The sequence below is a fragment of the Streptomyces sp. NPDC043176 genome, assembly GCF_056436715.1.
On sequence record NZ_JBWKCA010000010.1, the window covers coordinates 245,444 to 258,970 of the forward strand.

Consider the following 13,527-nt stretch of genomic DNA (forward strand, 5'->3'; position numbering starts at 1 on the left):
AACCGAGGCTCCCGGCCGTGCGGGCCGGGACCTTGGTCACATGGGTCTGAAGTGGGGCCGGTCGGAGCCGGAGAGAGGCAAGTGGAAGCCTCGAATCCATTCAACTGGCGGTCTGAACGGGGGAAGCTAGCAGTAAATGATCGTTGCGTCACTATCAACGATCGTTTATGGATGCGTGGGAAGGGTCACCCTGAGGCCAATTGGGCACGACCTCACGCAGAAGAGGCGGAATTGACTCCTCCGGCTGTTGATCAGCTGTGTGCCCGCCTGTCACAGTGCCCGGGCCCTGCCTGTCTGGTCAGGGACTCGACACGTTCTAGGGGGAGTGGGCATTCGCATGTCCAACGCACCAAGATCCGGCTTGCGCAAGCCGGTGTCCGCCGGTCTGGCGGTGGGGGTCTCGACCGTCCTGCTGCTGGCGGCGCCGTACGTCGCGGCAGCCGCGCCGACGCCTCCGCTCGACGCTCCGGCCACGCCGGGAGCCTCGGCGGCGCCCGGTACGCCCAGCGCGTCCGGCGCCGCCACCCGGCCTGTGGCGCCGTCAGGAATGCTCGCGCGCACCGCGGTTGAGCGGGCGTGGGAGCTGGCGGCGAAGACCGGCAAGGACGTGCCGGTTCCGGAGCTGACGACGGAGTACGCGACCACGGTCGCCACCCCGAAGGGCAAACTGCGCTCCGAGAGCCACCTGCTGCCGCAGCGCACCAAGGGCGCCAAGGGCCGCTGGCTGGCGCTGGACGACACGCTGGTCGTCCGCACGGACGGCACCGTGGCGCCGAAGGCGTCGAGTTCGAGCCTGGTCATCTCGGGCGGCGGCACGGGTCCGCTGGCGACGATGACGACCGAGGACGGCAAGAGGCTCTCGGTCTCCTCGCCGTTCGCGGGCGCGCTTCCCAAGCCCGTACTGCGCGGCAACGACGCGCTGTTCGAGAACGTGGCCCCCGACACCGACCTCCAGGTGAGTGCCACCAAGTACGGCGGCTACACCACCGTGGTCGTGCTGCACTCGCCCGCGGCGGCGGCCGACCCGGCCGTGCGCGACCTGGTGTTCCCCACCGTCACCGACGGCCTGACGCTGACCGAGGGCAAGGACGGCAGCCTGACCGCCGCCGCCGGGCAGGAGACGGTCTTCCGTGCCCCGGCCCCCCTGATGTGGTCGGCCGGCGAGGCGCGCGAGCCCGGTGCGCGCGGCTCGCGTTACGCCGACCTCGACGCCCGGGACGCGGTGAGCTCCACCGGGTCGGGGGCGGCGCTCAGCAGCGCAGACGGACCCGGAGCCGGTGCTTCCGTGGCCCGGATCCCGGTGACCCGCGCGAAGGTGACCGGCGCGAAGGAGACCGGAGCTCAGACGACCGGCGCGAAGGAGACCGGCTCGGCGAAGAGGGCCACGGGCGAGATAGCCCTGGCCCCCAGTGCCGAACTGCTCGACGGCGCCGACACCAAGTACCCGATCTACGTCGACCCCTCGTGGTCGGTGGACAGCCGGGGCAAGCAGCACCACGCGTGGGTCCAGCAGGCGTACGACGCCGGCAACTTCGACCGTACGGGATCCAGTGACCGGGACCGCCCGGGAGTGGGCTACCAGGGCTGGGAGACCAGCAAGGGCATCGAGCGCGCGCTGTACGAGTTCGACCTCAACGGCTACGCGGGCGCCACCATCAACTACGCCAACCTCCGCCTGGAGCAGTACCTCTCCGCGGACTGGTCGTGCACGAACACGTACCCGGTGCACCTGTACCGCGCGGGCGCGTTCGGCTCGTCGGTCAAGTGGAGCAACCACCAGATCCGCGAGTGGATCCAGAACCAGTCCCTCGGCGGCAACGGCAACAGCGGCGACTGCTACGGCAACATCCCCGTGGACTTCAACGTCACCAACGCCATGCGTGACGGCATCCGCGACACCGGCACCCCGCTCGCCTTCGCCCTGACCGGCCAGGAAGGCACCGGCGACAAGATCGCCTTCAAGCGGTTCGCCTACACCGCGGTGCTCAGCGCCGAGTACGACTTCCCGCCGCGCGTCCCGGAGAACCAGCGCACGGTTCCCGCCCCGCGCCGTGTGGTCGCGGGCGACACCCAGGCCTGTGGCGACATCCCCGCCGGCCAGTTCGGCTGGATCACCACCCCCACGGTCACGATCGCCTCGAAGGTCAGCAGCCCCAACCAGGGCCAGCTCACCGAATTCGTCGGCGTGTGGGACCACGACACCGGCGCGGCGGTCAACACCGGCTGGTCCGGCTTCGTCGGCACCGGCACCGACGCCACGTATGCCACCCCGCTCGACGTCCTGAAGGACGGTCACAACTACGGCTGGGCGGTCCAGGGCGACGACGGCCTGCTGCGCGGTCCCGCCACCACCTCCTGCCACTTCGCGGTCGACCTGACCCCGCCGGTCCTGGAGTTCGGCGCGTTCACCGACCCGGCCACCCAGTACCCGCCGGCCGGCAACGGCCAGATCACCGGCCTTCGCCTCGGCGACACGGGCTCCCTGCCCGTCGTCGCGTCCGACCCGAGCCCGGGTGCGGGCCTGCGCAGCTCCGGACTGGCCTGTATCGAGTGGGGCTTCGACCCGCAGCTGGTCGGCGCGCAGCGGCAGTGCGCGAGCGGCGGCAGCCCGCTCGGCGTGACCTCCCTCGGCATCAAGCCCACCCAGTGGGGAACCAACATCGTCTACGCGCGGGTCCTGGACGAGGCCGGCAACGCCTCCCAGACCCGGTCGTACGCCTTCTACGTGCCGTGGAAGGACGGTGCGGTCGCCTTCGGCGACACCACCGGCGACGCCCGCTCCGACATCCTGCTGCCCGACACCGCGGGCAACCTCGTCACGCACGGCCGTGCCACCGACGGCACCAGTCGCAGCATGATCCCCAGCGGAACCGCGGCCACCGCGCTCCAGGCCCCCGAGGTGGCCTCCGGCCGGACGTGGAAGGACTACCGCACGGTTCACCGCGGCTCGCTCGACCCCGGCCGCAACGTGGACGACCTGTTCGCGCACCAGGAGCCGGCCACCCCCGGGGCGCTGGGCGGAGCGCAGCTCTTCGCCTACGACAACACCCTCTCCGCCCCGGGCCGTTTCACGCTCGGCACGAAGACCGCGGTCGCGAAGCCGGAGTGCTCCACCACCCACGCCACCTCCTGCACCGGCTACCGAAACGAGGCGACCTGGGCGTACTCCAGCCAGATCACCCCGACCGGCCCGGCCCGCACCACGCGGACGCCCAGCCGCAAGGTCACCGACGCCACCGGACTGCTGTCCGTGGAGTCCGGCAACCTGTGGTTCTACCCGGTCAAGTCCAACCAGACCCTCGCCGCGCCGGCCCTGGTCGACGCGAGCGGCACGTGGGACGACAAGGACCTCATGGTCCCCGGCAACGCACTGAACATCGGTGCCACGACGGACACCGCCCCGGCACTGTGGGTGCGCAACCGCACCAACGGGGACATCTTCCAGTACAAGCTGACCACCGGCGCCCGCGCGGTCGACGGCTACGTCGTGGTCACCGGTGTCGCGGCGCAGCCCGCCACCCGCATCGGATACGGGATCAAGGGCGCGGACTACCCGCGCGTGGGTTCCGAGGGCGATGTGACCGGCGACGACATCCCGGACTTCTGGGCGGTCGGTACCGACGGCGTCCTGCAGGCCTGGGCCGGCACCGCCGCCGGCGGCGCGGTCAACGGCTTCGGCGGCCACCACGTCCGCGGCGACGCCCAGGCCCCGACCGTCCAGTGGCGCCTCGAAGGTGACACGAAGGCTGTTCCGGCCAAGAACGGCAGCGGCGTCTCCAACGACGCCACCGCCACCGCGGTCACCTACGCCACGGAGACGGTCGACGGCCGCGCCCGTCAGGTCGCGGTCTTCGACCCTGCGGCGAAGTCGGTCGTCACCGGCCCCGCCAAGGCCATCGACACCCGGCAGTCCTTCACCGTCTCCACCTGGGTGAAGATGAACGCAGCCGACGGAATGATCGTCAGCCAGGACGGCGCACACGCCAGCGCGTTCAAGCTGTGGGCCGACTCCGGCCACTGGCGCTTTGCCATCGCGCACGGCGACGACGACGGCTGGCCGTACGACTACAACGCCGTCGTCACCCCGGCCAACGCCTTCAAGCAGGGCGTCTGGACCCACCTGACGGCCACCTACGACGCCGCCTCCGGCGCCATGACTCTGTACGTGAACGGGACGCTGGCCTCCAGCGGACACCACCGGGCGAGCACCAGCCCCGCACCCAGCGGCGCCCTGGTCCTGGGCCGGTACAAGTACGTCAGCAAGCCCAGCAACTACCTCAACGGCTCCATCGCGGGATTGTCGGTCTTCCAGAACTACGTACCGCCGGCCACCACCACGGACCTGCCGATCCGGTACGCCGCGTCGCCCGACTTCTGCATGGACACGCCGCAAGGCGCCAACGGCAACGGCAACCAGCCGCAGCTGTGGGACTGCAACGGCTCCGACCCGCAGAAGTTCAGCGTCAACGCCAACGGCACCCTGACCCAGAAGGGCCAGTGCGTCGCGGTCCGGGGCAACCAGACCGCAGAGGGCACCGACCTGGTCTTCTGGCAGTGCCTGGGCGAGGGCGGCCAGCAGTGGCTGCCTCGCGCCGACGGCAGCATCTACAACCCACAGTCGAACAACTGCCTTGACCTGCCGCAGGCAAGGCGGGACTGGGGTACGAAGCTGGCCATCTGGGGCTGCAACGGCACTCCGGCCCAGCGCTGGAGCATCCCGACGCTCCAGACCCCGGATCTGCCGGTCGCTCCGTAACACCCGCCCCACCCGATCCACCGATCCGCCCCGGCGGACACCGGCGCGACCGGACGTCAGCCGTCGCAGGGGGACAAGGCGGCACCACCGATCGACGCGGTGGTGCCGCCTCTCCCGTCGCCGGGGAGCGAGCCGAGAGCCCGGGAAAGGCCGACCAGGAGATCCGGGTACTCGCCCTCCGCCGTACGCAGCGCCCGAACCGCCGGCACGCCCTGCTCCTTGTCCGCGGGCATGCCGCGGCCACGGGCGTCCGCCGCGGCTGTGAACATGGCGGCCAGACCGACGGCGACGCTCTCGGCCTCCGTCCGGCCGCCCCGGCGGGCCTCGGCGTAGGCGCGCCCACGCACCTCGTCCGAGCAGTACGCCCCGAGTTCCAGCATCCGGTCGTGGATATCGGTCATCCGGTCCGTGAGGCGCCGGCCGGGGCCGGCACTCCAGGGAGTGGGGAGCCGCATCCGGCCCTGCGGACCGCCGACGCCGCACATCGTCCGCCGCAGGGGACCCAGGGCGCGTAGCGTCCGCAGCGGCTCGAGGACCCGTGCGGTGAGCCAGGACCCGACGATGGGAATGAGGAAACCGGCGGCGACGAGCAGGGTGCCCAGGCCTGCCAAGGACACGGCCGCCTGGTTGAGCGGTTCCCAGTCCCGGCCGCTCCAGGCGGCCACGACCGAGGCCAGCTTGGCCGCACCGTAGGTCACGTTGGCCAGGAAGCCGACGGCCAGGACGGTGAGCCCGGTGCGCAGCAGGCCGCCGGCCGGTGTCCTCCGCTCGGGGAACTCGCTGCGGATGTCGCGCGCCCACCTCAAGCACGCGGCTGCCGCCGCGGCGGCAGCCGCGGTGACGGCGAACAGACAGAGCAACACCATCTCGCGGATGAAGGGGGTACAGGCGTAGTACGTCTCGAAGTCACGCTGCCGTTCGACCGGCGCCTCTCCCCACAGGAAACAGCCGATGAGCAGCAGGGCCACGACAGCGTGCCCCCAGATCCACCGTCTGACCCGGCGACGGGTGCGGGGAAGGACCTCCACGTCCCCGCGCCAGTTCTCCATGAGGACCCGGCAGGCGCACGCGTAGGCGGAGAGGACGCAGTAGACCAGCAGCGCCGAGAAATTGCTGACGCCGGTCGTCCTGTTGACGACCCTGATGGTCGGGGGCGCGGAGAAGAAGAACGCCGAGGCCTGCAGGAAGATCACGGCGTTGACGCTGCGGACCACGGGGCTGTGCCGACGCCTCACCAACGAGGGAAGCTTGACGACCAGCACGACCCCGAGCGCGGCGGCCGGGATGTAGAGATTCACGCCTTCTCACCCGTCATCCTCTGAACGACGCCCAGATACGGCCGGACACTCCGCCGGAGGGGGGCGTGCCACGCCTGCGCTCCAGCCGGGCCCTGACCCGGTCGGCCAGCATCCGGCCGAACTTCTCCGCGCGCCGCTCCTCCTCGAGGTCCGGCTCCGTACGGGCGGCGACATGGCCGACCGCGTCGGCGAGGCTCCAGCGGTCCCCCAGCATGCGGGCCGCGGCCGTCGCACCGGCCGCGCTGCCGTGACCGCAGTGACCCTCCTTGAGATGCCACAGCTCGTGCCCCAGGATCACGACCTGGTGCAGGGGGGACGTGTTCGCCTCGAGGACGATCAGGTCGTAGTCGCCCATGTCCAGCCACAGACCCGTCACCGAGCCCGGCGGGAACTCCTCGAACATCAACCGCAGTTCCCGCCCGCTGCACCGGGCCGCGCACGCGCAGATCGCCTTCAGCAACTCGACCGGCTGCTCGGGAACCGGCTGCGGCAGCCCCATGACCAGCGCGTCGCGATACCGCTTCATCTCGCGCGAGACCCCCACCCCGTGCCACCCGTCACTCGTGCCGGATGGACCGGCCCCCCTGCATCGCTTCTGCGCGCTACCGCTGGTGAGCCGTGGGGTCCACGCCGCGATCAATCGACGTCATTGTGCACCAACCCGGCTTCGAGAGCCGCGCGGGCCTCCCGGGCGCGCTCCTCCCGGGAACGCCGCGCGACGGACTCGATCAGGGCGATCAGGGGCTGAGCGGTGTCGTCCGGTACGTCGGCCAGCGCCCGGGCGGCGTACGCGACCACGCCGAGCGAGGGATCCACCTCGCTCGTCGGACCCACGGTGCGCAGGCGCCGCAGGTCCTGGTCCTGGCGTTCCACGGTCCGCTCCAGGAGATCCTTGTGGATCTGCTGGAGGACGCGGTCCAGCGCCTCGGCCGGCTCGGCGACCAGAAACTCGATCTTCTCCCCGAAGAATCCCGCGATCCCGGCGGCGTGGTTGAGGTTCGGAGCACGGCCCGTCTTGATCATCTTGTCGAGCCACTGGGCGCTCGTGCCCGCGCCGGCCGCGATCTCCGCCAGGGAATGGGCCCGCCTGCCGCCGTCCGGGGACGCGCGCAGCCGCGTCGCGCGCAGGAACAGGATCCGCTCGACCACGCGCCGGTGACGCGCCTCGACCACGTCCGCCTCGCTCCCGGCCGCGGCGGACGGTTCACCGCGCAGCAGCTCCCGCACCTCCTCCACGGGCACCCCGGAGGCGTACGAGAGCCCACCCTCGCCCTCCACGCGCAACACGTCGGCGCGGTCCAGTCCCATGCGCTCCAACAGCGAGTCGATCCGACGCACCGTGCCCATCAGGTCCTGAGCGGGCCCATCACTCACAACAACTCCCGGCGGTCATCGGACGAGGTCCCGCAAGGCTAGCAACCGCCTTTGACCCGTCGGCGGTTGCCACCCGGGCCACGACGACCGGCGAGATCGGCCTCTTCACCATCGACGGCGGTCACCGTCGGATCGCCCAAGAACGGCAGCAGCCGTCGTGCCTCCTGCTCCAGGACCGCCCCGCCGGTGGCGTCCGGGGCGAAGCGCACCTCGGACACGTGCAGAGCGTGGCGGGAAGTACGCGCGGTCGGCGTCCTCACGGATGAAGCCGGCTGAGCCCCTCCGGCTTCTGGGTCTCTACGGGGCTGTTGCCACGGTGAAGTGGCAGACGGCGCTGGTCGGCGACGGGCTTGACGAGCCGTCCACAGTACGGGCGTACCACCCGTACTTGTGTCCCGCGGTCAGCGTCGGTCGGACGGAGACCGTGCCGTCCCCTGTCACCCTGCCGCTCGCCGACCCAGGGCCGCCGAGCCGGATCGGCTGGGTGGAGTCGGTGTTGTCCCAGATGGAGAACTCGGCCCAGACCTCTCGTGAGGGATTCGGGTGGGAGACGTGCGCCGTCAGATCCGGGGTGGTGGAGGAGACGGTGCCGAAGTCACCGGCGGAGTAGCTGCCGACGTGGCAACCTGATCCGTTCTTGTCGGTCGCAGGGGCGGTGGCGGTGCGGGTGGGGGCGGTGAGCGAGCCCGACGCCGAGGCGACCTGCGCGGCGGTCATCGGGTAGTCGTACACCTTGACCGCCTGGATGGAGCCCTTCCAGAACCCGTTGGAGCGTCCGGAGACCTTGTCCCGGCCGACGGTGAAGGGACCCTCGGACTGCCAGGGATCCGGATGGTTCGTGGAGCCGGCGAGCACGCCGTCCACGTAGAGGGTGACGGCCCCGCTCGACGCGTCGAATGTGCCCGTGAGGTGGGTCCAGCGGCCTGGAACAGCGGCTGTCGCGGAGATGGCCTGGTGCACGCTCCAGGTGGGGCTGTCGGATCTGGGCAGGCCGAACCGCCAGGTGCTGTCGGGCTGGTTGAACCAGAGCATCATGCCGCTGATGACGGAGCCGTCCTGGGCCAGGACCACCGACGTACCTGCCCCGGCGTCCACTTTGGCCCATGCGGAGACGGTGAAGCTTCGGGTGGTGTCCACGACGGGACCGCTGGTGACGATCTCCCCGGTGGATCCGTCCAGGACGGCCGTACCTCCGTGGTCGGGACCCCACCCGACGCCGCCCTTGACGGTTCCGGAGTGGCTCGAGGCGTCCCGCAACGACCAGTGCAGACGCGGGCCGCCGCTCACCGAACCGAGGAGCGGGGCATGGTCGGATGTGCCGTTCGGTACGCAGGACGCCCTGGTGGTCTCGGAGTAGAGGCAGTCGGGCTGGGCCGCGTAGGAGTAGTCGGCGCTGTCTGCAAGGTCGGGCCGGGAGCCGCAGGCTCCGAAACCGGCGGTGGCGAAGAGGTAGTCGATCTTGGAGGTCTGGGTGGCGCCCTGCACGAGGGAGCCCTGCGGGACGGTGGAGCCGTCCGGGGCCGCGGTCCAGCTGTTGGTGACCTTGGTGATCCCGTTCGGGACATCACCGGCGTGATGGGACTGCTGGTCGCATTCGGCCATGGTCCGGTAGAGCGGCTGCAGCCGTTCCTTCTGGCGGGTGTTGAAGTCCCCGCCGAGGATCACGGAGCGGAAGTCGTCCACCTGGCCGGCGACGGTGTCGATCTGCGCCTGGTAGGCGGCCGCATCGTCAGGGAGATCACCGTAGTTGGTGAGATGCGTGGTGCACAGGTGGGTCTCCCACCCGGCCACTCCCGCGCAAAGGACCTTGCCCGGGTTCTGCTGTGCCCCGGCCGGCACGGGCAGGGGCGTCTCGCGGGACCACTCGACGTCGCCCTTCACCAAAATCGCCATGCTCACGTCGCCCGAGAGGGTGTTGCGGCAGAAGGACTTGCCGTCGGAGGAACGCGGGGTGACCGCCGACACAGCCGTCCAGGCCCCGGCCGGGGTCAGCAGGCGGAGGATCTGGTCGAGCTGGCTGGGGTTGTCGGGCAGGCCGGCTTTGGTGCTGTTCAGCGTTCCCCCGCACACCTCTTGGAGCAGGACGGCGTCCAAGTTCTCCTGGTTGATGAGGTTGGCGACGTCGTAAGCCTTCTTCAAAGTGTCGGAGTCGTCAGGCAGCCGCGTGTTGCGGTCCGGGCAGTATCCGGTGGACCACGGGCCGAGACCACCGGCCTCGCCGCAGACGTTCCAGGTCATCACGCGCAGCGGCTCGAAAGTGTAGGCGCTGTTCGTCGGATCACCGGGAGTGGTCTCCAGGGCGGCGGCTTGTCCGGCGCCGAGGAGAACGGCCGCGGCGACAGCGCCTATGACGCGGCGCCACGACTTCGATCTTTGTAGGTGCATGCGCAGGAGGATAGTTCCGCGACCACCAGTTCAACGGGCGGTGTGAGCTGGGCACGGAGGCGTCGGCGCCCTGGTGGGGTCGAAGGGCCGGCCGATGCGAGGTCGACGTTCCCGAGCCGATCGTGGCCGTCCGCCGGGCAATACTTCCAGGCCGTCCCGGTATGCGACATCGACGAGTTGCCGTGAAGAGGCAGCCGGTTCGGGCTCCACGTCGCGGATCATGCGGGCACCCTTGGGCGTCAGCGGGGCCAGGTGATTCGCTCCCGCGCGACGTGCCGGTGTCGGGAGTTCTCGGGTGGGGAGGGCGCGGTCTCGTACGCCCTCCCCGGGTGTGTCAGGCCGTCCGGCCGCGTCGGACCAGGCCGGCGATCACGTCCACCGCCAAGAAGGCGAGCAGCGTGCAGCCGAGGACGGGCAGGGCCCAGCACAGCGCGGCGACGGCCGGGGTGCCGAGGACGAGCGCGGGTACGGGCAGGCGACGCCAGGCGCCGCGGGCGGGGGCCTTGCCGAGGAGGGCGGCGCGGTCCTCGCGGGTCGGGCGGCGCTGCCACCACATGCGGTAGCCCCAGAAGGTGATGAGGATCAGGCCGAGGGCCACGACGGCCAGGACGATCTGGTTGACGATGCCGAAGAGCACGCCCATGTGGCCCTGGACGCCGAGCTTGCTCAGCTTGGCCAGGAGCGGGTAGTCCGCCCAGCGGGTGTGGGCGGTGACCTCGCCCTTGGCGGTGTCCACGGCGACCCGGTCGTAATGGACCGGCCAGACGTCGTCCGTCTGTGCGACGACCCACGCGCTGGAGGCGTCGGCGGGCGGCGTCAGTTCGACGGTGCCGGCCAGGCCCGTCTTCCGGGCGGTGGCGAGGGCCGTGTCGAAGGCGGCCGGATCGGGGTCGGCGGGCTTCGCGTGCCCGCCGTGTCCGGCGTGTCCGGCGTGTTCTCCGCCCGCCTCCGCGGCCGGAGGCTGCGCGCCGGGCAGCACGGTGTCCAGTTCCGGCGCGTGCCCCTTGGCGGCGTCGAGCAGCTGCCCGAAGCGCTCGCCGGAGTACTGGGACCAGGTCAGGCCGGTGGCGCTGAGGAAGAGCAGGCCGAAGGCGAGCCAGACGCCGGTCGCGGCGTGGAAGCCGCGCGTCCGTCGTACGCCGCGGGCGGTGCGGTCGGGGAGGAGGACGCCCTTCGCGGACTTCGCGCGCTGACCGCGGCTGCGGCCGAGCCACAGGATCAGGCCGCCCGCGACGAGCACCCACAGCCAGCTCGCGGCGACCTCGGAGTAGAGGCGGCCCGTCTCACCGAGGTGCAGGTTGCGGTGCAGGTCGTCGAGCCAGGTGGTCAGCGGCGTCGAGCCGAACCAGGTGGTGATGTCGCCCCGCACCTTCGCGGTGTACGGGTCGACGAAGACCGTGCGCTGCTTCTCGCCCAGCTCGGGAACGGACAGCACCACGCGCGTGGTGTCCTCCGGATCGGCGGGGGTGATGACGGAGGACAGGGTGCCCTCCGGGTGCGCGGCGCGGGCCGCGGCGATCTGCTCGGACAGCGGGCGGGGCCGGTCGCCGACCTGTTCGACGCGCAGCTGGTCGCCGTAGACGAGCTGGTCGAGCTGCGGGGTGAAGGTGTAGACGAGGCCGGTGAGCGCGGCGACGAGGAGGAACGGGGCGACGAACACCCCGGCGTAGAAGTGGAGCCGGACCAGCAGGGCCCGTATGCCCTGCCAGGACCGTCCGGCGGGTGTCGCCTCCGTGGCGGAGGCCGTTCTCTGCGGGTCCTGATCAATGGTCGAAGACATGAGTGTTTCCCCTGGGGGTACGCGCGGCGTCTCGACGCGCGCGTACGACGAAGCCGATAAGTGGTGAGGGAGCCGCCACAAGGGCGGGTGTCGTGATCGCGTACGGGCGATCAGGCCGGGATCACCAGGGGAGGCCCTCGTCGGGGGCGGCACCGGGCCAGAAGCACGCGGAGTCGGACATGGCCGCCCGTGAACGGTGCCGGCGTCCGGCGCGTGGGCGGTAGGGGGCAGAGCGCGAGGTCGGCGAGGCCGAGGCGGGGCAGGACCAGGGCGGCGAGCCGCAGCAGGACCCGTTCCCCGTGGACGACGCACAGCGCGGTTCCCAGCGTGGCCAGGGCGTGTGCCGCCGTCATCGGGGCGGTCATGGTGTGCGCGGAGCTTGAGTGGGCCGTCTCCGCCGTCTGCATGTGCATGTGCATGTGCAGGTGCGCGTGTGCGCCGGGAGGGTGGCCGGTCGTGGCGTGCCCGTCCTCGTCGCCCGCGAGCGGCACCATCGACAGCCGGTGGAGGACCAGGTGGAGGCCGAACTGGGTCGTGCCCAGGACGGCGGTGGTCACGTCGAAGCGCCGGCGGCGGCCGCCGAAGAGGACGGTGCCCAGCAAGGTCAGGCCCGCGAAGACGACTCCGAGGTCCCTGGCGTCCGGCAGCGACCCTCCGGCGGCGACGTGGCTGATCGCACCCAGAAACAGGCAGGCGGAAGCGCAGAGCAGACCCTTCGAAGTCCGCGTCAGCCAGCTGCCCCGTCCGTGCACCGGCACAAGGTATCGGTCGGCCGGCCTGTCCTCGGCGTGCCGCCTGAAGCGATGCTCCCGGCCGGAGGACGCCGCGCGCGATCATCATGCCCATGGCGGGCGGGTGTTGCGCTCTACGTGCCTCGCACGGCGGTCTTTCGAGCCCGAGGGCAAGGCATCAGGGTGGGCGGAATCACAGCCGAGATATAAGGGACGGAGCGGGCGAGACTGGATGGTTGCGGACAGGGCATGCAGTCGCGTGACAGCCCTGCTCGGTTCCCCGGCACCCTGGTGCTTTTCCTCATGTGTGGGACCGGTTTGGCCGAGATCGGCTGCTGGGCAGCCTTGACGTGCCGGAACGACCACGAATCCCGAAACGGCGAGGTGGCGCACATGCCCGAGACGAGTCCGGAACCGATCGCGACCTTCTGCGGAAAGTGTGACTGCGGGTGCCCGCAGCTCTTCGTGGATGTCGATGCCCCCGAGGACAGGCGCATCCGCATCACCGACGACTTCGGACAGCACGTGCAGATGAGCGAGGAACAGTTCGCCGACCTCGTGGCCCAGGCCAAGGCCGGCGCGCTGGACCGTCTGGCCGTCCCGGGGGCTCTCGCCCCGGCAGCCTCCCCGGCCTGACGGGCGCGCCCGTCGACGGCTCGCCCCGGTACTGCTCCGGGCGGGCCGCCGGCGTTCGCCGGCGTCATCGCCTTCGGCGGCGCGGTGCCGACGAAGGCTGCCAGGCGCGCAGGCGCAGACTGTTGCCGACCACCAGCAGCGAGCTCGCCGACATCGCCGCGGCCGCGAGCATCGGGTTGAGCAGGCCCACCATGGCCAGGGGTACGGTCACCATGTTGTAGCCGAAGGCCCAGGCCAAGTTGGCGCGGATCGCGCCCAGGGCGCGCCGGGCGAGGCGTACGGCCGTCGGCCAGGGCTTCGATGTCGTCTCGTACCAGAGTCACGCCCGCCGACCTCGATGGAACCGCTCGTGTGCCGGTGCAGCCCGAGGACCGCGCGCAGCAGCGTCGTCTTCCCGGACCCGTTCGTGCCGGTCAGCGCGACGCGTTCACCGGCCGCGATCTCCAGATCCACCCCCACGACGGCCTCGTTGCGGCCGCGCAGGCAGCTGACCTCTGCGACGCAATTCACGTAAGACTCGGTGCCCGGTGCCCGGGGCCGAAGTCCGTCGTGTCCCACGCGTCTTCG

11 protein-coding genes are annotated in these 13,527 nt (G+C 71.1%); 2 read left to right on the forward strand and 9 right to left on the reverse strand.

Annotation, left to right across the window (positions count from 1 at the left end; genetic code table 11):
• Positions 1–337: 337 nt before the first annotated feature.
• Complete coding sequence (locus tag AC067A_RS19100; RefSeq protein ID WP_479243631.1) at positions 338–4,756, forward strand: ricin-type beta-trefoil lectin domain protein; 4,419 nt, start codon at positions 338–340, stop codon at positions 4,754–4,756.
• Positions 4,757–4,812: 56 nt separating this feature from the next.
• Here AC067A_RS19100 and AC067A_RS19105 read toward each other — a convergent pair whose 3' ends face one another.
• From AC067A_RS19105 to AC067A_RS19135, 7 genes are all read right to left on the reverse strand, one after another.
• Positions 4,813–6,054, reverse strand: coding sequence for a DUF6545 domain-containing protein (locus AC067A_RS19105; protein WP_479243632.1), 1,242 nt, complete (start codon positions 6,052–6,054; stop codon positions 4,813–4,815).
• A gap of 13 nt (positions 6,055–6,067) precedes the next feature.
• The gene (locus AC067A_RS19110; RefSeq protein WP_479243633.1) at positions 6,068–6,580 is read right to left on the reverse strand and encodes a toxin-antitoxin system, toxin component; all 513 of its coding nucleotides are present in this window, start codon (positions 6,578–6,580) and stop codon (positions 6,068–6,070) included.
• A gap of 110 nt (positions 6,581–6,690) precedes the next feature.
• Positions 6,691–7,428, reverse strand: a complete 738-nt coding sequence (locus AC067A_RS19115; RefSeq protein WP_479243634.1) for a hypothetical protein — start codon at positions 7,426–7,428, stop codon at positions 6,691–6,693.
• 38 nt (positions 7,429–7,466) lie between these two features.
• A complete protein-coding gene (locus tag AC067A_RS19120; RefSeq protein WP_479243635.1) occupies positions 7,467–7,646 on the reverse strand; it encodes a hypothetical protein in 180 nt (59 codons plus the stop codon).
• Between the two features lie 79 nt (positions 7,647–7,725).
• Positions 7,726–9,813, reverse strand: a complete 2,088-nt coding sequence (locus AC067A_RS19125; RefSeq protein ID WP_479243636.1) for a LamG-like jellyroll fold domain-containing protein — start codon at positions 9,811–9,813, stop codon at positions 7,726–7,728.
• 334 nt (positions 9,814–10,147) lie between these two features.
• The gene (locus AC067A_RS19130) at positions 10,148–11,593 is read right to left on the reverse strand and encodes a PepSY-associated TM helix domain-containing protein (RefSeq protein ID WP_479243637.1); all 1,446 of its coding nucleotides are present in this window, start codon (positions 11,591–11,593) and stop codon (positions 10,148–10,150) included.
• 110 nt (positions 11,594–11,703) lie between these two features.
• Complete coding sequence (locus AC067A_RS19135; RefSeq protein ID WP_479243638.1) at positions 11,704–12,345, reverse strand: hypothetical protein; 642 nt, start codon at positions 12,343–12,345, stop codon at positions 11,704–11,706.
• Between the two features lie 372 nt (positions 12,346–12,717).
• On the opposite strand from AC067A_RS19135, the gene AC067A_RS19140 reads away from it, so the two are divergent.
• Entirely contained in the window at positions 12,718–12,960 is a 243-nt protein-coding gene (locus tag AC067A_RS19140; RefSeq protein WP_479243639.1) for a hypothetical protein, read from the forward strand.
• A 64-nt stretch (positions 12,961–13,024) separates the two neighbouring features.
• Here the strand turns inward: AC067A_RS19140 and AC067A_RS19145 are convergent, their stop codons facing one another.
• The gene (locus tag AC067A_RS19145; protein WP_479243640.1) at positions 13,025–13,174 is read right to left on the reverse strand and encodes a hypothetical protein; all 150 of its coding nucleotides are present in this window, start codon (positions 13,172–13,174) and stop codon (positions 13,025–13,027) included.
• The gene (locus AC067A_RS19150; RefSeq protein WP_479243641.1) at positions 13,168–13,518 is read right to left on the reverse strand and encodes an ATP-binding cassette domain-containing protein; all 351 of its coding nucleotides are present in this window, start codon (positions 13,516–13,518) and stop codon (positions 13,168–13,170) included. The genes AC067A_RS19145 and AC067A_RS19150 overlap by 7 nt, the downstream gene beginning before the upstream one ends.
• Positions 13,519–13,527: the final 9 nt, after the last annotated feature.

What these genes read in the sequence shown, in the direction of transcription:
- AC067A_RS19100 (WP_479243631.1), top strand. Translation starts at nt 338, where the DNA reads ATGTCCAACGCACCAAGATCCGGCTTGCGCAAGCCGGTGTCCGCCGGT.
- AC067A_RS19110 (WP_479243633.1), bottom strand. Translation starts at nt 6,580, where the DNA reads ATGAAGCGGTATCGCGACGCGCTGGTCATGGGGCTGCCGCAGCCGGTT.
- AC067A_RS19125 (WP_479243636.1), bottom strand. Translation starts at nt 9,813, where the DNA reads ATGCACCTACAAAGATCGAAGTCGTGGCGCCGCGTCATAGGCGCTGTC.
- AC067A_RS19130 (WP_479243637.1), bottom strand. Translation starts at nt 11,593, where the DNA reads ATGTCTTCGACCATTGATCAGGACCCGCAGAGAACGGCCTCCGCCACG.
- AC067A_RS19140 (WP_479243639.1), top strand. Translation starts at nt 12,718, where the DNA reads ATGCCCGAGACGAGTCCGGAACCGATCGCGACCTTCTGCGGAAAGTGT.
- AC067A_RS19145 (WP_479243640.1), bottom strand. Translation starts at nt 13,174, where the DNA reads ATGGTGACCGTACCCCTGGCCATGGTGGGCCTGCTCAACCCGATGCTC.